This window comes from endosymbiont GvMRE of Glomus versiforme, assembly GCF_003546845.1.
In genome coordinates, this window is sequence record NZ_NWVA01000009.1 from 528,942 (window position 1) to 550,635 (window position 21,694).

At 31.0% G+C, this 21,694-nt stretch carries 14 protein-coding genes, 1 tRNA gene, 2 rRNA genes and 1 pseudogene; 15 read left to right on the top strand and 3 right to left on the bottom strand.

Annotated elements, in window-relative coordinates:
* Nucleotides 1-406 precede the first annotated feature (406 nt).
* The 4 genes from GvMRE_RS13160 (at nt 407) to lon (ending at nt 6,631) form a co-directional block, all read left to right on the top strand.
* Nucleotides 407-3,578, top strand: a 23S ribosomal RNA gene (locus GvMRE_RS13160).
* A gap of 51 nt (nt 3,579-3,629) precedes the next feature.
* A 5S ribosomal RNA gene (gene rrf, locus GvMRE_RS13165) occupies nt 3,630-3,737 on the top strand.
* Between the two features lie 244 nt (nt 3,738-3,981).
* Nucleotides 3,982-4,058 (top strand) — tRNA-Arg (locus GvMRE_RS13170).
* 80 nt (nt 4,059-4,138) lie between these two features.
* Nucleotides 4,139-6,631, top strand: coding sequence for an endopeptidase La (gene lon, locus GvMRE_RS13175; RefSeq protein ID WP_147411678.1), 2,493 nt, complete (start codon nt 4,139-4,141; stop codon nt 6,629-6,631).
* Between the two features lie 123 nt (nt 6,632-6,754).
* Here lon and GvMRE_RS13180 read toward each other — a convergent pair whose 3' ends face one another.
* Complete coding sequence (locus GvMRE_RS13180) at nt 6,755-7,408, bottom strand: hypothetical protein (protein ID WP_147411679.1); 654 nt, start codon at nt 7,406-7,408, stop codon at nt 6,755-6,757.
* Between the two features lie 93 nt (nt 7,409-7,501).
* A complete protein-coding gene (locus tag GvMRE_RS13185) occupies nt 7,502-8,044 on the bottom strand; it encodes a hypothetical protein (RefSeq protein WP_147411680.1) in 543 nt (180 codons plus the stop codon).
* A 463-nt stretch (nt 8,045-8,507) separates the two neighbouring features.
* Between GvMRE_RS13185 and GvMRE_RS13190 the strand changes: the two genes are divergently transcribed.
* The 5 genes from GvMRE_RS13190 (at nt 8,508) to GvMRE_RS13210 (ending at nt 12,427) form a co-directional block, all read left to right on the top strand.
* The gene (locus GvMRE_RS13190) at nt 8,508-9,311 is read left to right on the top strand and encodes an alanine--tRNA ligase-related protein (protein ID WP_147411681.1); all 804 of its coding nucleotides are present in this window, start codon (nt 8,508-8,510) and stop codon (nt 9,309-9,311) included.
* 198 nt (nt 9,312-9,509) lie between these two features.
* Nucleotides 9,510-9,698, top strand: a complete 189-nt coding sequence (locus GvMRE_RS13195; RefSeq protein WP_147411682.1) for a hypothetical protein — start codon at nt 9,510-9,512, stop codon at nt 9,696-9,698.
* Nucleotides 9,670-11,247, top strand: coding sequence for an NADAR family protein (locus GvMRE_RS13200; protein ID WP_216361654.1), 1,578 nt, complete (start codon nt 9,670-9,672; stop codon nt 11,245-11,247). Before GvMRE_RS13195 ends, GvMRE_RS13200 begins: the two co-directional genes overlap by 29 nt.
* A gap of 34 nt (nt 11,248-11,281) precedes the next feature.
* A complete protein-coding gene (locus GvMRE_RS13205; protein WP_147411683.1) occupies nt 11,282-12,058 on the top strand; it encodes a hypothetical protein in 777 nt (258 codons plus the stop codon).
* Between the two features lie 12 nt (nt 12,059-12,070).
* On the top strand, nt 12,071-12,427 hold the full coding sequence (locus GvMRE_RS13210; protein ID WP_147411684.1) for a hypothetical protein: 357 nt from the start codon (nt 12,071-12,073) through the stop codon (nt 12,425-12,427).
* A gap of 2,472 nt (nt 12,428-14,899) precedes the next feature.
* Here the strand turns inward: GvMRE_RS13210 and GvMRE_RS14620 are convergent.
* A pseudogene (locus tag GvMRE_RS14620) lies at nt 14,900-14,968 on the bottom strand (ubiquitin-like protein); the annotation flags it as partial.
* 1,228 nt (nt 14,969-16,196) lie between these two features.
* Here GvMRE_RS14620 and GvMRE_RS13220 point away from each other — a divergent pair.
* The 6 genes from GvMRE_RS13220 to GvMRE_RS13245 all read left to right on the top strand — a co-directional run bounded on the left by GvMRE_RS13220 (nt 16,197) and on the right by GvMRE_RS13245 (nt 21,680).
* The gene (locus GvMRE_RS13220; protein ID WP_147411685.1) at nt 16,197-16,409 is read left to right on the top strand and encodes a hypothetical protein; all 213 of its coding nucleotides are present in this window, start codon (nt 16,197-16,199) and stop codon (nt 16,407-16,409) included.
* 246 nt (nt 16,410-16,655) lie between these two features.
* A complete protein-coding gene (locus GvMRE_RS13225) occupies nt 16,656-16,973 on the top strand; it encodes a hypothetical protein (RefSeq protein ID WP_147411686.1) in 318 nt (105 codons plus the stop codon).
* A gap of 20 nt (nt 16,974-16,993) precedes the next feature.
* The gene (rpsL, locus tag GvMRE_RS13230) at nt 16,994-17,407 is read left to right on the top strand and encodes a 30S ribosomal protein S12 (RefSeq protein WP_147411687.1); all 414 of its coding nucleotides are present in this window, start codon (nt 16,994-16,996) and stop codon (nt 17,405-17,407) included.
* A gap of 121 nt (nt 17,408-17,528) precedes the next feature.
* Entirely contained in the window at nt 17,529-19,211 is a 1,683-nt protein-coding gene (locus GvMRE_RS13235; RefSeq protein WP_147411688.1) for a M17 family metallopeptidase, read from the top strand.
* 232 nt (nt 19,212-19,443) lie between these two features.
* Nucleotides 19,444-20,859, top strand: coding sequence for a hypothetical protein (locus GvMRE_RS13240; RefSeq protein WP_147411689.1), 1,416 nt, complete (start codon nt 19,444-19,446; stop codon nt 20,857-20,859).
* A complete protein-coding gene (locus GvMRE_RS13245; RefSeq protein ID WP_147411690.1) occupies nt 20,847-21,680 on the top strand; it encodes a TatD family hydrolase in 834 nt (277 codons plus the stop codon). Before GvMRE_RS13240 ends, GvMRE_RS13245 begins: the two co-directional genes overlap by 13 nt.
* Nucleotides 21,681-21,694: the final 14 nt, after the last annotated feature.

Genomic DNA, 21,694 nt, shown 5'->3' on the forward strand with positions numbered 1-21,694 from the left:
TAAGACTTTCTGCGATATTGGTAAAGGTACGCCATTTACAACCTGATGAGTAGCAAAACATACTAATTCAGTTTAAACTTTTTAAAATTGTTAATATGGTAGTGTAATAAACTTGAGGTTTATCATCTTGATTAAATTTTTTATATCAATGCTAAAAAAATATAAAATAGTAATACAAGAGAAACGTTTTTTCATAAAATGTTTCTTCTCTATCAATAACTTACTAACTAACGATAACACATAAAATTTATATTATATATATTAGAAATCGATAATAAAATGATAATGATGATCCATAATATATCCCTCAAAAATGAGCAGAAAGCAGAAGCCTTCTATTTATTTTTGAGGGATATATTTATCCCTCTTTCTTTGAAAACTGAGCGCAAAAAAAGATTTTACCGAATAGTAAGTTATTAAGAGTGTATGGTGGATGCCTTGGGACTAATAGGCGACGAAGGACATGATATCCTGTGATAAGCTTTGGGGAGCTGGAAAATAGGCTTTGATCCAGAGATTTCCGAATGGGGCAACCTATTGCTAGTAATGTAGCAATATTTAAGTTTCATAATGCTTAAAAGTAAACCTGGAGAACTGAAACATCTTAGTACCCAGAGGAAAAGAAAACAAATAGTGATTCCCTAAGTAGCGGCGAGCGAACGGGGAACAGCCCAAACCAGTTGGTAGTTTTAGCAACTGGGGTTGTAGGATAATAATTAAGCAATCAGAAGTTACAAAAATTATTGATAGAAGAATTAGTTGGAAAACTAAGCCAAAGAAAGTGAAAGCCTAGTATTCGAAATTAATAATTCTTTTGATTGTGGTTTGTTATAATCCTGAGTACCACGAGACACGTGAAATCTTGTGGGAAGCAACGGGGGCCACCCCGTAAGGCTAAATACTCATTAGTCACCGATAGTGAACTAGTACCGTGAGGGAAAGGTGAAAAGAACCCCGGAAGGGGAGTGAAATAGAACCTGAAACCATAACACTTACAAGAAGTTAAAGGGCGTTAAAGCCTAATAGCGTGCTTTTTGCAGAACGAGCCGGCGAGTTATAGTTATTGGCAAGGTTAAGTTTTTTAGAAACGGAGCCACAGCGAAAGCGAGTTTTAATAGAGCGTTAAGTCAATAGTTATAGACCCGAAACTAGGTGAGCTAACCATGAGCAGGCTGAAGTTAGAATAAAATCTGACGGAGGGCCGAACCAGTGATCGTTGAAACGCTCTTGGATGACTTGTGGTTAGGAGTGAAAAGCTTATCGAACCTAGAGATAGCTGGTTCTCCCCGAAATAGCTGTAGGGCTAGCGCAAGAGTTGAGAATAGTGGGGGTAGAGCACTGAATATGAAAGGGTCCTTAATCGGATACCATTTGTAATCAAACTCCGAATACCATTATTTAATATCTTGTAGTCAGTCTATGGGGGATAAGCTCCATAGACGTGAGGGAAACAGCCCAGATTATCGGCTAAGGTCCCTAAATAGTATTAAGTGTAGAAGGAAGTTACAGTACAAAGACAGCCAAGAGGTTGGCTTAAAAGCAGCCATCCTTTAGAGAGTGCGTCACAGCTCATTGGTCGAGTACGGTAGCGCCGAGAATGTAAGGGGGCTCAAATACTATACCGAAGCCATAGGCTAGTTGGTAATAAAAGAATTATTATTAAAACACTATCAAAAAAGTACAAAGAGATTAGTCATCTTTATAAACTTGAATTATTAAGGTCCGGAATCTAAACGGACGAACAGCGTGTGAAGTAAAACGATATAAAAGATATAGAGCAATGCTAAAAATAGACAATCTTGATTTTCTTTTATTTTTATTTATTTTTTAGTTGTTTTAGTCTGTCCTTTTAAGGGTGTTTAAAAATATTTTTTTGTTGCCAACTAGCGGTAGGGGAGCGTAGTAAAATCATTGAAGTTAGACCGTGAGGACTAATGGAGTTTTTACTAGTGAGAATGCCGGCGTGAGTAACGATAGAAGGTGAGAATCCTTCTAGCCGTATGACCAAGGTTTCCAGGGTGAAGGTCGTCTACCCTGGGTTAGTCGGGACCTAAGGCGAGGCCGAAAGGCGTAGTCGATGGACAACAGGTTAATATTCCTGTACTCACCATAATTACTGATGGAGCGACGAAGTCAGCTAAGATAAACCAGTTATTGATTCTGGTCCAAGTATAAAGAGGGTCTGGTAGGAAAATCCGCCAGGCATAACCTTGAAATATGATGGGTAGGCAACGAATTATCTGAATGCTTTACTTCCAAGAAAAACTTCTAAAGATATGATTATGGTACCCGTACCGAGAACGAACACACGTGGTCAGGGAGAATATCCTAAGGCTAGCGAGCAAACTATAGTTAAGGAACTCGGCAAATTAGCCCCGTAAGTTCGCGAGAAGGGGTGCCTAGGGCAACCTAGGTCACAGTAAAGAGGCACGAACGACTGTTTACCAAAAACACAGCTCTCTGCTAACTCGTAAGAGGATGTATAGGGGGTGACGCCTGCCCAGTGCTCCAAGGTTAAGAGGAAAGGTTAATTAACAAGCAATTGTTAATGAAGCTTTGAATTGAAGCCCGAGTGAACGGCGGCCGTAACTGTAACGGTCCAAAGGTAGCGAAATTCCTTGTCAGGTAAGTTCTGACCCGCATGAAAGGCGTAACGATTCGTGCACTGTCTCAACTATAGACTCGGTGAAATCTTAGTACCGGTGAAGATGCCGGTTACCCGCAACTAGACGGATAGACCCCGTGGAGCTTTACTGCAGCCTGATATTGGGTTTTTTTCTTCTTTGTACTGGATAGCCATAGGTGGGAGACTGTGAGGCTAGGACGCCAGTTCTAGCGGAGTCGTCGGAGGAATACCACTCTTAGGAGCAAAAAATTCTAACTTGTCGGTTTACAGCCGAAAGGACAGTGTTTGGTGGGTAGTTTAACTGGGGCGGTTGCCTCCTAAAAAGTAACGGAGGCGTTCATAAGGTATCCTCAATAGGTATAGAAATCCTATGTAGAGCGTAAAGGTATAAGGATGCTTAACTGCGAGACTTACAAGTCGAGCAGATACGAAAGTAGGACTTAGTGATCTGGCGGTTCTTAGTGGTAAGGCCGTCACCAAACGGACAAAAGTTACCCCGGGGATAACAGGCTAATACTTCCCAAGAGATCACATCGACGGAAGTGTTTGGCACCTCGATGTCGGCTCATCGCATCCTGGTGGTGAAGAAGCTACCAAGGGTTGGGCTGTTCGCCCATTAAAGCGGTACGTGAGCTGGGTTTAGAACGTCGTGAGACAGTTTGGTCCCTATCTGTTGTGGGCGTAGGAAATTTGCGAAGATCTGCTCTCAGTACGCCAGGACCAGAGTGGACTAACCAATGATGCACCAGTTGTCATGTCAATGGCACGGCTGGATAGTTACGTTAGGAATGGATAAGCACTGAAAGCATCTAAGTGCGAAGCCAACTTCAAGATAAGATTTCCCATCCGTTAGGAGTAAGATACCTTCTAGACTAGGAGGTTGATAGGCAATAAATGTAAGTGTAGTAATACATTGAGTTTAATTGTACTAATTTATCGAGGACTTATTTAGAGGTATTCTTCATAGTTTGCGCTCAGCTTTGAGAGGATTTTGATGAGCTGTACTGGTGACAATAACTAAATGGCAATACCTGTTCCCATTCCGAATACAGAAGTCAAGCATTTACGTGGCGAAGATACTTTCAACAAGGAAAATAGCTCATTGCCAGTACTTTTTAGATTTATCATTATTATTTTTAAAATCAGTCACGAACAAAATTATTTTTGCTAAAGAGGAATTTCAATATGTTGTTGATCCTGAAAATTGACGTTTTAACTGAAATAAAAGCCGATTCTTTATGATATCCAAGTTTTTCCCCCTCCATCTACCAAAAGTAGTTAGGATAAAAGCTTAAATGTAATTTTTATCGTGAAGTGATGATAATTAACAAGAACTAATAAAAATTATCTAATGGGCCCATGTAGCTCAGTGGATTAGAGCAAACGCCTTCTAAGCGTTTGGTCAGGAGTTCGATTCTCTTCATGGGCACCATGATTTAGATTAAAAAAATGAATTATTTATATAGACTGCCAGAAAGTTATTGATATTGTCAATAATTTTATTAGAAAAATATGAACACACTTCCAATTTTATCAATAGACGACTTTTTTTTATTTCCAAAGTGCAGTAACTACTTATCTATTAATGATGCTAATCATTTAATAGAATTGCTTTCTATAGCATGAAACAACTATCAAGGAAAACTGATAGTTGTTTCATGAGAGGAAAAAACTTTTAACATAAATACGCCCCAAAGTTTCTCGCCTGTTGGAACACTAGCAGAAATAAACTTAGGAATTCCCCTTGAAGTTGATTTTAAAACAATTGTTAATTTTCTTAAAGATCTTAAAGAGATTAAATTGCAAGGCTTAGAAAGAGTAAAAGTAACTGATTGAGAAAGAGAGGATAAGATATTAAATGGAGAATATCAAGTTTTGTCTGAAGCGGAGTTAGATGAGAACATATTAGAAGAATTAGCTGAAAAGTTAGCACGCAATCTTCCTAACATCCTTAAGAAGGTTAAGTTAAGCTCAATCGAAAAGGTTCCTTTTATGACTATGACTATGATGAAAGGAGACATTAGTAATGTTATTGATTTTATTGCTCAAAAAAGTCAAGATGTTGATAAGTTAAATAAGCAGAAAATATTAACTTCTCTAGACGTGAGAGAAAGATTAGAAATCCTAATCAATTTACCTAACAAGCAAAAAATTGAAAAAACCATCGAAGATGAAACCCGAGAAGAGATTAGAAATCAACAAGAAGAATACTACTTGCGAGAAAAATTAAAGACCATTGAGAAAAAGCTGAGAGAAAAAAAATCTCGCACGAGTAGTGGAATAGGAGAATATCTAGATAGATTAGAAAAAGAACCCTACCCTAATTATGTAAAAACGGTTATTTATAAAGAAATAGAACGCCATGGAGATTTGTTCACTAGTAATTCGACTGAAGCTAGTATCGTCAAGCAATATATCGAGTGGTTAATTAACTTGCCTTGATGACAAAAAACCACCGAATCCAAAGATTTGGTACTGGTGCGGCAAAAATTAGATGAAAAACATTATGGTTTGGAAGAAGTAAAAGAAGAAATTAGTAGGTATTTAGCCGCCTCTTGAAAGGCTAAAGAACCTTTAGGACAAATTATGCTTTTATGTGGTCCGCCAGGAGTGGGAAAAACTTCCATAGCGTCTTCTATCGCCGAAGCACTAGGGCGTAAGTTTGCTAGTATTTCTGTAGCGGGACTTGATGATGTAGCCGAAATAAAAGGACACCGCCGCACTTATTCTGGTGCTATGCCAGGCCAAATTATTCAAGTAATGAAAAAAGTTCAAGTTCAAAATCCTCTTATCTTTATAGATGAAGTAGATAAAATAGGGCAACATAGTTTTCGAGGCAACCCGTCTTATGCATTATTAGAAGTTTTCGACCCTCAACAAAATAAAAAATTTATTGATTATTATTTAGGTCAGGAGGTTCCTTATGACTTGTCGAATGTTATATTTATTTGTGCGGCTAATGAGTTACGAGAAATTCCTTTTCCTTTATTAAACCGTATGAAAGTTATCTATCTTTCTTCTTATACTCCAGTTGAAAAATTCAATATTGCCAAAAATTATCTAATTCCTACTATTTTAAAAAGATACCACTGAACTACCGTTGATAAGAAAGAAAATCAAAAGGGAATAGAGGAAGAAAAGATACAATTTTCTGATGAAGCAATTAGAGAAATAATAAACCATTATACTCGTGAATCAGGGGTGCGGGGACTAAGTGGAAAAATTGAACAAATTATCCAAAAATTTATTGTTGAACTTACTGAAAATAAAAAGGAAAAAATAACTATTACCCCCGAAAATTTAAAAAAAGAGTACCTGAAAAAAAAAGGATATTTCGAGTTTACTACCAAACAAAAACATCCTCGTGCAGGGTCAGCCACTGGATTAGCCTGAACTGGCTATGGAGGAGACATTTTGCCAATAGAAGTTGTTTATTATCCCCGTAAAGAAAGTGATCCGGAACTTACAGGAAATTTGGGAGATATTATGAAAGAATCCTGTCGAGTGGCTCTTAATTATTTAAGAGCTGCCACTAGTCAAAGCAAGAAATTTAATATTGATCCTAAAGTATTTTCCCAAAATGTTATCCACATTCATGCTCCCGAAGGATCCACGCCCAAAGAAGGACCCAGTGCCGGTGTTGCTCTAACTTCGGCAATTATTTCGGCTTTGACCGGTAAAGTTATCCCTTCTGATATAGGGATGACAGGAGAAATTACTCTTCATGGGCATGTAGGAGAGATTGGTGGCTTAAAAGAAAAAGCCATTGCGGCTCATCGTAGTGAACTAAAAACCATCATCATTCCTAAGAATAATGAAAAAGACATCGAGGATATTCCAGCGGAAATTCGGCAAGAATTAAAAATTATCACCGTAGAGGATTATGAAGAAGTCTGAAAAATAATCTTCAAAAAACAAACAAACTCTATTAAAAATCTCCAAAAATCTGTTTACCACCGAGATGCCAAAAGAAAGAGGAGAAACGAAAAAAAAGTTGATACTTAGTATATATGATATGATTTAAGAAAAAACAAATATTCGTTGTGAAATGCTTTTGTGCCTATGATTCTAAAAGATAAACTTGCTAAAAAAAAAGAATCATTTGTTAATGCGTTAGCTAACATAAAACTAAAACCTGGGATTTTTATTATCTTTTTTTCATTGTAGAAATGATAATAATATAAGAACCAAAAAAATCAAAAAAGAGAATGTCAGGATAGGATAAAAATATTTATCTAAAAAAAATTCTTTAGGTTTAGCCGTGTCTACGTTGACACAGTCTAGACGAGAAAAAATAGGATTAGGTAGTTGACTAGTATCATGCGTAGAAATCGTTGCCAGCAAAATAAACTGGGACAAATTAACTTTTTCCCCCTTAATGAACAAAGAGGTGTTTTGAGCTGTATCAAAAACAGCCAGCAGACATTTTTGAAATGAAGATTCATTTTCAATTTTATTAATATTTTTAAATCAAATTATTGGATATTCTTTACTTTTAATTAATTGCTGATTCTGAGAATTATCGAAAATCTCTTTTAGTTTATTTTCCAAAAATTCTTTACTTTTATTATTTATCTTTTCACAATCAATAAGATTGGTCTGATTCTTGATTTTTAGATTTTGGCTTAATTCTAGTTCAAACCCCAAATTATATTCTTCTCCGGCAAATAAGGAGGGTCAAGAAAAGTTTTTTAATTCTTCACCGCTTTCCTTATTTTTTCTAATTAAACGTTTCTTGTTTATTTCTTTTAATATTCTATCTCTAATAATTTTTTCATTCATATTTATTAAATTACTTTTTTTATCCATTGATATCCATTTCAATAAATTTTATTTTATTATCCCTTTATTTAAACTATAACTCCGAAAGGAAATTTAAAGAAGGAAGTCATATTTTCTCAGAAAATCCAAAACTTTTTCTTTACTATCAAAAATCTGAACTCATGGTCGTTTAAAAGGTTCGAAAAAAATACCATCAGAAAAGGTTTTGAATCCTTCCCGATATAATCAAACAAAATCCCTAAATCAGCTTTCTTTCTGTTTACTATTAATTTTTGTTTTATCAAAAACAATATAATGATTCCCGGCCATAATTTTTTGGTCTAATTCACTTCCATTACTTAGACCAGGACTATCTACAAAAAGAACGAAAAAATAAATAAATTTTTTTTGTTTACCAGTTAACTTAGTCAAATCTCGGGAAAGCAAAGAGGTTAGTCCACGTGTCATTTCACTAACCTTCGTTTTTTCACCGCTTTTAAAAATAAAATTTCCTTTTACCAATTCTTTCAAATTAAACACAAAATATTTTTTTAGTTCTAATCTTTTTTCTAAAAGATATTTTTCCAATTCTTCTTCTTCAGATAATTGACCATTGTTATCGCTTTGAGTATATTTTCAAACAATTCCCCCAATCATTAAAAAACTAATTATAACAAACAAGAGAATTATTTGCTTTTTTTGTAATAGTTTGCGTTTCATGGAAATACAAAAAAAACTAGTAATTTATAAATTATTTTTGTTATCATTTTTGATTTTCTCTAAATTTAGGTCATTGATAAATGACCTAATTCACTTTCTTCATCAACTTTCAAATCAGCAAAATCAATTAATTCTGCCTTGTTTTTATTAGGATATTTTCTATATAATCATTCTTGCAAGTTTACCTCTTAACGAATCTAAAAAATTAGCCCTACTTTTCAAAAAAATAAAACTAATCACTGAAATCTACCTAACAAGTCAATTATCCTAATGTTAGTGAAAATGCTTTAAATCGTTTTGCCAATGGTTTAGAAGCAACTTTGGATAATGATAGTTTTTTTCACTTGTTTCCAATTTGTTAAAAGGGTTAGTTCCGATCATTAAACAAGAAAATATAATAATGAACTCACAAACTAAATTTACTATTAATTATATCAGACAAAGTTGATTAGATATTTTTCAACAAAAAGGCTATTATTTATTAAAGTCTGCCTCGCTCATTCCTCAAAATGACCCCTCTTTATTATGAATTAATTCCGGAGTAGCCACTTTAAAAAAATATTTCAATAATCCTAAATTGGCTCCAGCTCGTAATATGGCTAATTGTCAAAGAGTAATTCGCACTGACGACATAGCAAATATTAATGCTCAATCTTATCATCAAACTTTATTTGAAATGTTAGGTAATTTCTCCATTGGTAGTAATTTTAAGCCGGAAATAATCCCAATTGTTTGAGAATGATTTACTTCCCCAAAATGGTTAAATATGAATCCTCAACATCTTTTTATTACTGTGTGGGAAAACGATAAAGTAAGTTACAAAATTTGGCAAAAACAAAAAGGAATAAAAAGCAGTCATATAATTTTGGGGACAAAAAAAACTAATTTTTGAGATATGGGCGATGGACCTTGCGGACCTAATACTGAAATATACTACGATTTTCAAACTGACCAAGGACTACCGAAAAAAATTACGGATTTAGATAGTAAAAGGTTTTTAGAAATAAGTAATACAGTCTTTCCTGAGTTTTATCATAAGGGGGAGGAATATCTGCCTTTGGCCGAAAAATGTGTTGATACTGGAGCTGGATTAGAGCGAATTGCTATGGTTTTGCAAGACAAAAAGAGTACTTTTGAAATCGATTTATGAGAACCAGTTATTAAATTGATAGAAGAATACGTTTTAGCTAATGATTTAAAATAATTATATTTGCTTTCCGATTTTAAGTACTTAAAGATATAAGAAAAATTAAGAAACAACCCTACACTAATAAAGAAGAAAAATGTTTACCAGTTCTTGACAAATTAATCATTTCTTAAAACGAGAAAGTCTAATCCAAAACTAAAAATAACTAACAAAAAAAGAAACTGCAAAATACGAACAAGCTAGGCAATCACTGCTATGCATGTAATGGATTTAAGTGGAGTGATTGATGAAAAAACGCAAAAAGAATGTATCAAATATCTCGAAATAGCACCAACAAGAGAAGATAATCATTCTTGTACTGTTGCTTCTCAATATCTCTTAGGAAATTACAAATTCAGAGGAAATAATTTATTAAATGAACAAATATCCAAAGCAACCCAATAATGAAATTTGATTTTACGACAGAGATAGACCTTATTATTGACTAACCAACTTTTATCCTAGTCCCATAACCACTAAATTGCCTATTCAATGAAATAGTTCATGAGCATTTCTAGATGAAAACGGAAGAATACGCGAAGGACATAATTATTTTTATCACGATGATTTTAGAGTTTGGAAAAAATTAAAAAGAGATGCTATCCAACCAAACAAGAACGAAGGCAAAGAGTTTAATTGATATACTTCAGAACATCTTTTTCAAGCTTGTAAACTTACTGATTGATGAACTGACCCTAATAATTTTGTTGGAGATAAGGATAATTCAAGAGGTGGCGGTATCGTTGGCTCCTCTCTTTCTTGCCAAAATGGCCTAGCAGGTAAAATATGATTTGTTGAAAGAACTCCTAGCCCCAAAGAAGTCCGTAATAGTGTGAATGAATACAAGATAGGAAAAGGGATAAGGAACGATTGAGCCTATGACAAAGATGTTGTTCCCATGAGATTACGAGCCATGAGATGAGCCGTGCGGGAAAAGTTTACTCAGAACTCTGAATTGAAAGAGAAATTATGGCAAACTGGGGATAAAAGATTAGTCGAACATTCTCCCAAAGATAACTTTTGGGGTGATGGCGGCAATGGTAGCGGACAAAATTGATTAGGCAAAATATTAATGGAAATCCGCCAAGAAATAATTGCCGAAAGGGGGGAATGCCGAACTTTGAAAGATGAATACGAAACACCAAAAGCCGAAAAACCCAAGTCAACCACCGATGAAGGAGAAGAAACTACATCACCCAAGGAAGAAGATGAAACTAAAAAAGGCGATGATGAAACCCGAGAAGATACTAAGCCAAAACCAACTCCTCCCCCACCAACTCCGGAAGAAATTAATAACCTTAATGATAATTTAAAAAATAGTGATAAAGTTGAAGATATAAAAAATGCTTTGGATGAAGCTAGAAAAAAAAAGAGCATTTTAGACAAAAAAGCCAGCAGAGAATTACAAAAGAATATTAAAGTGGCTGAGGATAGATTAGCCCAAAAGGATAAGCAAGAAGAAGCAAAAAGTATTAAAAACAATATCGAGAATGAACTAAAACAAAGCGGAATAAAACTGACCGACTTAACACCAGCTATCCAACAAAAATTGATGAATTGAAATAATACAATAAACCAAGCCAAAGAAATCGGCAAAGAAATTTTAAATGATATTGGAACAAAAACCCTAGAAAAATTAGTCACCAAGTTCGAACAAGCCCTAAAATCAGGAGATAAAAAGACTGTTAAAATTAAAAAAAAAGAACTACAAAAATTTGTTAACAGCCAACTTAACCACAAAAAACAAGCTTCAAGAAAGAAAAAAAAAGAAATTTGTGAGTTATTTACTCAAAGCAAAAATCAACAATCTAATCTCCGTGATAAAAATGATAAATTTTTCCAAATGAATAATCTGACAATGTGATTTTCTGCAACGGTTATAATTAGTCTAATTTTAATAATTACTTATGCTTTTTGCAATGCTGCTACTGTTAAGTTAAAAGAAAAGAGATAATATTGAAAAAGCATTAAAAAATTAAATCAATATCATGAATATCATAAAACATAGGACAAAAAAATTAATCCTGATTATCATAAGTGCTGCAATAATAACCTGCGTTCTTGCTTTCTATATCTTTAAGCAAAAAAAAATTACTTCTGATTCCGACAAGCAAAAATATTTAGAAAGTTTAAACACTAAAGAAAAAGATCGTTTTGAGAAAGAAATAATGCCTTTAGTAAGCAGTACTAAAGAAGTGAAAAAAAAATATTCAAGCGTTTTAATAGAGGACCTTGTCAATTTAGAAACATGATGTGAAGAAGTACTACGTCAAAGAAGGAACGTTTTTACCTTTTTTCCTACTTCAGAAAGTCAATTTACCTCACAACTTCAAAAGAGCTTAAAAGAAAGTTATCATTACTTAGAGGCATGCAGCATGCCTCGCAAATCTGACAATAGTATTGATTGAAAAAAACTTGATAGAATAAGTAGAGAAGAATATAATGAAAACAACAAAGATTTATACACAACAGATGAACATTGCAAAAAAATAACATTTGTTATTGTAGTAAAAGCAGAAAAATTAAAAAACATCGTCTTACGATTTTCTACTGTTAAAAATCTTTTAGAACTAAATCAACTGACAAACGAATATGTCTTGTTGATTATATTAATCAATATTCTATTGACTCTTAGAAAACAAAATGGAGAAGAAATAGGAAAAATTCTTGATCATCAATGAAAAAGTGAGTATGTTAATATTAAGAAAGATACAGAAGTCTATCAAATCTGCCTACAATCTGGATTAACCCTAACACAAAAATAGTAACAAACTTGAATGGATAAAAAAAAATTAAAAAAACTAGCCGACAAAATTCAATTAGAAATTAAAAAAAAAGAAATACCCGCTTATCTAGAAAATTTTAGTCGATTAGAAAAGTTGTTGATTGGAATTAAAAAAACTAAAATAGGAAAGGGAAAAATAACCAATAAAAGAATGAATAATAATTATTTTGATTTAAAAGATTTAGAAAAATTAGAAAAAAAATTTCAGCGGAACAAAACTAATAAAAATATAATCAAAAATAATTCAGATCTTGCGCCAAATGGATTTATTTTGTTTAAGCACAAAAAAAACGGCCTAAAAAAAGAAAACAGAGAGAAGGTTGAATATAATAAAAAGAAAAAGGTTTAAAAATGATTAACATAAATACTGGAGCATGAGTTCATACTTTTTTTTAATTCAATATTCATTTCACTTTGTTAAAGTAATCTAATGACAAAAAAGACTTTCAAATCGTCAGAAATAGCTCGACATCTAAAAGTTATAAAAACCCAGATCTTTCTAATTCTCTTAGTTTCCAACTACGAAAGAGAGCACAAAAAAAAGTATTTTCATTAATAAATAAAAATGTTAAATAATTAAGTAAATTTAGAAGATTTCTCAGACATTAATAGAGCAAAAAGAGTGAGTTTTATTATAGCCAATGTAACTACTCTACTTTTAAAAGAATAAAAAAAATATGAATAAATAAAACATAAAAGAGTGTGATATTTAAAGATTTCAGTTGGTTGTGTAAAAGAAAAACCAACTGCTTAAACGTTCATAATAGACTGTGGTTCAGAAGAGATTTTTGTCATATTTTTTCTTTTTAAAAACTTAACTATTTCTATATCATTAGTTATAATATGTGATATAAGAATCCAAAAAAGAGAAGATATAGCGTACATAATGAGGCAATTTTTGTTCTGTTTTTTGTGATCCTCGAACAACAAACTAAAAACATCTGAAACATTCGCAATAATTATTATCAAACAACGAACTAAGTTACAAAATATAACGGCAAAGAATAGAGATTTTTCCTCTGGACTAATCCTGGCTCCTGGCAGAGTTTCAATTTCTCTCTTTAATTTTCTGGCTGTGAGAAAACGTTGATGTAAATTAGTTGTAACAAAAATAATTGTTAATGTATCAATCATAAATGTTGTAATGTTAGAAATGGTGTAGAATAATCCGGTTTTTTTTGGTTCACAAGAGCGAAGAAAGATGGTTACTGACAAAGTATTGTACAATTGTGTCGTCTATTAAATTAGAAATGAAAAATAAAAAAAAAAATTTAATTTATAATATGTAAACAAGAAAAACAGAACTTCTTAATATTTAATTACTTACATAAGAAAATAAACACAAAGCGAATAAAAAAAAGCTAATTTTGTATATTGTTTTGCTCTTTCCATTCTTGTTACAAATAAAATTCAAACGAATTAAAAAGAACAAATTTAGAAATAGTCGCTTAGCGATGGTTGCTGTTGTTAGGAGATGAAACACCGTCTTGCAATAAGAACTGTTTACATTTGGAATAACGCGCGACAAAAACAAAAATATATAACTCATCAAGATCCCAAAATTAAAAGGGATCTTAAAAAAATTAGCTAAGGTTGGTTTTTTTGTTACATAAAAAAATATGGAAAGAATGAAGTTCTGGAAAAAAACCTAAACAATAAATATTACCACTGTTAATGATAAATAATAAATAAAACAAAAAAAAAAAGAAAAACTATATTATACAACCATTGTTACGAAACCGTATGCCCACGCTTCGCACAAATTTTGGATGTAAGAAGAAGATCGAGGCATTTATAATAAATAATAACTCTCAAAAGCTAAGCTTCATTTAGTGCTAAAAGTTCGCTATTTGCTAGTTTTAAAGAAAGAAAAATGCCTTATTTAATTAACATTAATTAAATATCTTTTTACAATTGTGGAAATACAAGAGCTATGAAAGAAAGAAAAATAGCATATAATAATGAAAAATTGGGATTTTACTAATTCTCTTTGTATGTACTTGTGCATACAATATATTACAATATCAGAAATTATTTATAGTATCATAAAAGTTAAAAAGTTCTTGTTTAACAAGGTTTTACAACAAAATTAAACTATAAAGAATTATTGATAGCATAATAATAAATAATAAAAATGTATAAAGTCAATTAGTTACATAATTGACAAAATACCGATTACATTTACTCCCTCATGACTACAAGTTATAGAAAACTAAACTATTATTAGTTCTTTTTGACAATAGTTTTTTTTGTTTATAAATTTAGTGAAACAATTTCAAAACTCATCGTGAATCATGATTAATCAACCTGGTTTATAGGTGATAATTCAGAAAATATGTTTTTAAAAGCCAAAGAATTATATTTTTTAATTATTCATATCCATAGCGCGATTCATGAAAAATTGTTTTACATTTTCATTTAGTAGAATACTTCTCACTAGTTTATGGAATTAAAAATAAGCAAACTAACGTGTATTAGGTAAATATTCACAGATTAATTTTAGCGTAGCAATATAATTTCTTACTCTGAGCGCTGTATAGAATGAGAAGGAAAATGTAGAATATAACTTTATTAAGTATCGAGATTATTTAAGAACCCATATCAGTTCAGTTTTTTCATTTTCTTAAAATTTTTTGTGTTTAAAACCTCGCTTTCCACCACGAAGAGCAAGCACAAGGTGAAGTAAGTTGCCTGCTTTTACTCCTAATTCCGTTAAAGTTTTTTTATTTTCCCTAAATTCGCGCAAATGGTTTAGTATCTTTCTAACAAAAAAATGATTTTAGATGGATCGCTAAAAATAATTCAAATAGCAAATGCCTATTTACATTTGTTTTCCCCCATGAATTAAGCGCTGTTGATCAGACGGTATTCCTTCTTTCATTTCAATTTTTTTTTTGAGATCATCTGTCTATTTTTTTAAATTTAATCGAATATTATTACAGTGCTAATAATTTACATCCTGTTAGTTTAAGTAAGAGATTTGAACTTAGAAATGCTAACATTTTGTTTCACTTACCGTATCGCTTTTCTCAGTAATTATTTCAATCTATAAAAAAATATCGATATGAATACAAAAAAAACGTATCCATATTTTTTTGCTAGTTATTTTCTTTATGTTTACCTCTCTTCCAGTAAGTGTCTTTTTATCATAAATTTTATGTTTAGTATAGAATTATTAAATTTAGAAAATTAATATTAAAAAGTGAAAATAATTTACCTTTATTTTAATTGTCAGAGAATTATTCATGCTAGTTGAACTAAGAAATTTAAAAGAAATATATTACCCTTTAGTTTAAATATAAGAACTGAAAATGAACAATATTTTCTTTGCAGAGTAGTATCAAAATCAAATAAATTATAAACAAGAGCTATATCATTAATCTTGTTGCACTAATTAAGAAGTTACAAAAAAATGAACAACAACAATGTCAAAAACTTTTATTGTTCTGATTCTGTGTTTCATAGTAATTAACTTTTAAAATTTTATCAAAAGTCATTCATGTTAGCAAAAAAAGAAATCCACTAATTATTTTTTTTATGACATAAAAAGAAAAATATCGTGTCCTGAAAAAATTTTTTCTAGTTCAAATCTCGCTAGAAAGCTAAATAATAAAAATGATCGGAAAGATCAAAAAAAAGCTTAAATTTTTACTAAAAACAATTTTTCAAAAAACCTATATAGATTCTGAAATCATAAACTCTTGCAAGGATCACAAAGAGGAATATTTAAATCTATTGAAAAAAAATTCGCAAGAAAAAGATAATAATATCTTTAGTTTATTTCTCGCTAATCACCATATTATAGTTACTACCGCAGAAAATGAAAACAATGGTATGTAGTAATACTTTTTTTTAATTAAATCCACGAAAAAAAGAATACTCACGTTTTTATCTGTTCATGTTTTGAAGATTTAGAAAATCTGGAAGAAGTATGGAAAAGTGAATATAATGACTTCCTTAAAACAAACAAAGAAAAAAATGATTGTAAAGACAAATACAATGTTATAATATTTGCTTCTGTCAATTCAGAAGCAGTAGATAATCTTTATGAACAAAGAAAGCGACAATGGGAGGGAAAAATTCAAGAAAGGAAAGAATTAAAAGCAAAGATTAAAAAAATGAAAAGACGGAAATTAGAGGAAAAAACTAAAACTTCAGAAGGTGACAAAAAAGAATTAAAAGTGAAACTTCAAATATTAAAACAATCGCTCAAATCTACTCACAAAAACAACCATAAAATTAACAAAAACAACAGCTTTAGCAAAGCATTATTAATTCTGAGTGAAGGAAATTATCAAAAAACTAATTTATTTTCACATAAAAATTGTTAGATTTTATAAGAAACGATATTACAAGAGAAATTGAAAAACTTTTAACATAAATAAACATTGTTATTCATTATATTATATATATTGTTTTGAAACTATTATTTTTTTTGTTTTTTTTAACTCTATAACTTTAAGTAAATTCTAAGTGTTACATGCATTTTATTAAAATTAATTATTCACTCGGAAATGATATAATTTCATTGTACCAACTAATAACAACTAAAATAATTTTATATTAATTAAAAAATTATGATAAAGATTAAGTTGAAAACTGGCGATAAGGTAAAAGTAATGAAAGGTAGCTATAGAGGTTCTATTGATTATATTTCACGTCTAGATCTAAAAAAGCAGCTTGTATATCTAAAAAAAATTAGCCGAAAAAAATATATTAGATCTACTACTGATAGCAAGAAGAGTGAGTTAGAAAATATTATGATACCTGTCCACGTTTCTAATGTAGCTTATTGACTAGAAGACAGAAATGAGGTAACAAAAATTAGTTTTTCAAAAGGCATTGATAATAAAAAGATAAGACAATCCCGAAAATACAATATTAAAATAGATTAGTAGAATTTAAATAAAGACATATGCCTACCATTAATCAATTAATTCGTAATCCACGAGTGCCAAAAACTAAAAGAACAAAAGAGCTAGCCTTGAAAATTGGTTGAAATTCGCTTAAAAATGTTTATTTTGTTCAAAACAGTCCTCAAAAGTCTGCAATATGTATAAAAATATTTGTCGGTAAACCAAAAAAACCCAATTCAGCTAATCGTGCTTGTACTAAAGTTAGACTAAAGAATAAAAAAGAAGTTCTTGTTTATATTCCTGGTGAAAAACATAATCTTCAAGAAAATTCCCGAATTTTAATTGGTGGTGGTGGTGCTCAAGATTTACCAGGGGTAAAATACCATGTCATTCGTGGTCATAGCAATGCTGAAGGAGTAAAAGGGAGAAAACAAGGACGTTCCTTGTATGGAACTAAAAAAAATGAAAAATAGGCTAGCGTTGGTGAATAAAACGATTTTTTTGATATGTGAAACTACATATTTGCGATGCTATTTTTAAAATATTAACTAAAAATTAACCAAAATACAATAACTCGTTTACTATCAATTTATTATGATCATATCAATTGTCCAAAAAAAATCTAAAGAATTTCTAACTTTAAGAACGGTTACAGAAGCTAATGAAGAAGAACTACATTCTTTAATTGACAAAAAGAATTGGAAAACTACTCTAATTTCCGAAGAAAAAACTTGCTATTTATACCTCAACAAAGAAGATGGGGATTATAATTTCCACAGCATTTACAATTTTTTTGTGTCTTTTGCCGGTAATAGTGAAAGGAACTGAAACGTTGATATTCAATCATTTGCCACCAAAAATCTATCTGAAGAAGCAGTAATCCAAGCGGTTAGCGAAGGAATATTATTCGGTAGTCATCAAATTATTGATTACAAGCAAAAAAAATTACATTCTTGTTTTGAAAATGATTGCCATGAATTTACAGAAAAAATTCAAGCAAAAGTAATGTCGTGTGAATTAGTTCACAAAGACAAAGACGAAAAACCAAAAGGCTCTTATGAAATAAAAATTAAAGACACCGAGAATGAAAAATCAAAAAAAAGTTATAACAACAAAGATGGCATTCTTTATTATGGATTAGAAAGCTATGGAAAAAGAAAAGAACCAGAGAAAGGAAAAACATATGATTTTTGTATTCATGGTAAAAGTAAAGGTGGATATCGCTTAACTCGCGATTGACGATTAATAACCAATTACTATCTAATAACTAAAAACAAACAAGCCCAAGCAATTTTAGATAATTCTTTAATTAAAATAGAAGCGGTTAATTGAACCCGCGATTTACAAGATGAACCACCTAATAAATTACATGCCAAAGAGTTCGCCGAGGCAATTAAAGGTAATTTTGGTAAATTGAAAAATATCGAAGTAGTAATTTTAGATAAAGAACAAATTGAAAAAAAGAAAATGGGTTTATTATTAGCGGTCAATGCTGGTAGTCATCACGAGCCAAGAGTAGTAATTTTACGCTATTTTGGTGATAAAAAAAACAAAAAAGACATTTTGGGATTAGTAGGGAAGGGTATAACTTTTGATAGCGGAGGTTATGATTTAAAACCTTCACAATATTTACAAGGAATGAAATTTGACATGTCAGGAGCTGCCGTTGTCTGTGCTTCTTTTTTAGGTTTAATTCAAAAAAATCCAAATATAAATGTGGTAGCGATTGCTTGTTTAACTGAAAATGCTATCGGAGGACATGCTACTCTTACCGAGACTGTGGTAAAATCAATGAATGGTAAAACAGTGGAAGTTAATAATACTGATGCTGAAGGTCGTTTAGTGCTAGCTGATGGAATTACTTACGTTATTCGTGAAGAAAAAGCCACTAAAATCATCACTGTAGCCACTCTAACTGGGGCAGTAGTAGCATCATTAGGAGAAAATTTAACTGGTATTTTGACTAATAACCGAAAATTTTACCGAGAATTACGCCAAGCTTTTGCTAAATCACAAGAAAGATACTGAGAATTACCAATAATTCCAGAAAACACCAAAGCCTTAAAAGAAAATACTTCTATTGCGGACATTAGTAATATTAGTAATAGTCGTTATATGGGAGCTTCCAACGGAGCCGCTTTTTTGCAAGAGTTTGTGGGGAAGTTACCATTTATTCATTGTGATATTGCAGGAACAGCTAATAAAACTAAAACCAAACGAGGAACAGGTGTCATGACAAAAACTTTGATTGATTTATTTCAAATATTACAAAAGTAAATCCCGATTTACTTTTTTTCTTTTATTTAAAAACAACTCTTATTCTCTTATTTATTGCTTATCTTCTAATACACCTCCTGTTTCTAAAATGGTTAAGCACAATTCTGAATTTATGGAAATCAAAAATTCAGAACAAAAAAAACTAGTATCACTAATCTTGACCCCATTTTTAGTGATGTTCAAGCCAATAAAAGTAATGAGATAGAGCAAATTATTTATAAAATTAATATTTATGAATGGAAACAATAATCCTTTGACTATTGATATTAATGATGTCCCTCAACTTTTAAACAAGAAAAAAAGGTCGATCTTGGAGCAAATAAAAAGAAAAATAACAGGGTCAAGATTTGATGATAATATCGACCAAGATGAACAAGATAATTTTTTTGAAAAATTATTTATTAGTTATTCTCCATTTATTAATCCATCTAATGAAATATTTGGTAAAGATAGAATGTTCCAAATGTATTATTTTAAGAATAGTTGTAGTCTTGATTATTGAAATTGATTCGAAAATCTTTGTAAAGCCAATAACGGAAGGGACATAGATGCAATTAGAGATATTTGGATATTCCTTGTTGACCGTTTTAATATTAATGAAACAAAAAAATTTAGGGAAATTAAAGTCACAATCCAAGAATTAGAAAAAGAATTAGAAAAGGTTGAGTTCAAATCAGATAACGTTTTAATTCTGGTGAGAGAATTAAAAACTTTTTATGATAGGTCTTCGGTTGATTCTAATTTTCCTTTTAAAGTTACTGGTAGTTTTTTTTCAAAGAAAATAAACAATTTGGTTAATTATGCCGAACAGAAATTAAAGGCTGGTAATGATCAAGTTACTTCTCCTTCTAATCCTCCTATAGGTGGTAGTCATCCTAGTAGTAGTAGTTCACCCCTTTCTAATGCTATTAAAACCGTCCAAACAAACGCTATCCTTGAGATAGAAACTGAATTGACCAAAACTCCTTCAATTTATCAAGAATTAGACCCCACTTATCGCGATTATAAAAACCACATAAAAAACCAAAATAGCGAACCTGGAATCAATGATTTTTGCCAACAAGTATTAAGCGACATTAGAAATAAAAGAGTCTCTAGAGAAGAATTAGAAAAAGATGAACTAGCTCCTCTAATTAAACAAGCTCAGAAGGAAAATGACTCTGTGAAACTAGCAAAATTAATTAATGATATCAAAACCTATCACAACAAACCAATTTATTTAGACTATTCTCAAAAAATAAATGATTTAGTTAATAAACAAATAGATTTATCTAATCAAGAAACGTCGGTTTTATTAACTAATTTAAAAAAATTAAACATTAAACTTATTGAGAAAGAATTAAAAGCACTAGATAAAAGTAAAGATTTAAGCAATCTAATAACAAAATTAGCCCCTGAAAACCAAAATTTTGTTAATGAAATTAACTTAGCCGGAGAGCAAGACCAGATTGAAACAATAAAAAACCGAGTGTCTACAGATATTGCCAAGGTAAAAGCAACTATAGCTAAAGAAAAAAAAAATCTGTTAAAAAATAATAATGATAGTTTGACAAAAAACTTATTGTATGGATCATTATTTGCTATTATTGTTTTATTAGTCTGTTATCTAGTAGTGAAAATAGTAAAAAAACCCTCATGAAGGAAATAAAAGCTATTTTTGACACTCATTGCCATCTGGCTGATGAAAAATATAGAGGCCAAGACATCAAAAAAATTATTCAAGAAGCTAAAGAAGCAGGTGTGAAATATATTCTTAACACCGGACAAGATATGTTGACTAATCTATTGTTGCTCACACAATTAAAAGAATTTTCTAATTTATATGGCGCGCTTGGCTTGCATCCCAATAGCGAAGAAGATCTAAAGGAAAAAAATTTACAATGAATAGAAGATAAACTAACTAATAAAAAAATTATTGCTATTGGAGAAATTGGTTTAGACTACTACCGTACTTTTACTCCCCAGGAAACGCAAAAATATTGATTTAAAAAGCAATTAGAACTAGCTAAAAAATATAATTTGCCTGTTTTATTGCATATTAGAGGCAAAGAAGGTGACAAAAAAGAATACATAAAAGCTTTTTGAGATACTTATGAAATAGTAAAAGAAGTGAAAATAAAAAAAGGAATTTTACATTGTTTTACCGGAGATTGAGAAATAGCTCAAAAATTTATAGATTTAGGGTTTTATGTCTCCTTTGCCGGAAATATTACTTATAGAAATGCTAAATGAAAGGAGAAATGAGGAGAAGCATTAGAAAAAATGCCATTAGAAAGAATAGTTATAGAGACTGATGCTCCTTATTTAATTCCTGAACCATTACGCGGAAAGCAACCCAATAACTATCCCCTTAATATAATTCATACCTTAAAAAAAATAGCCGAAATTAGAAAAATAGAACTCGAAAAAATCGCTTCAAAAATTTACTCTAATACTTGCGAATTTTTTGCTCCTTTCATTAAAAATTAAGCAAAGAAAATATT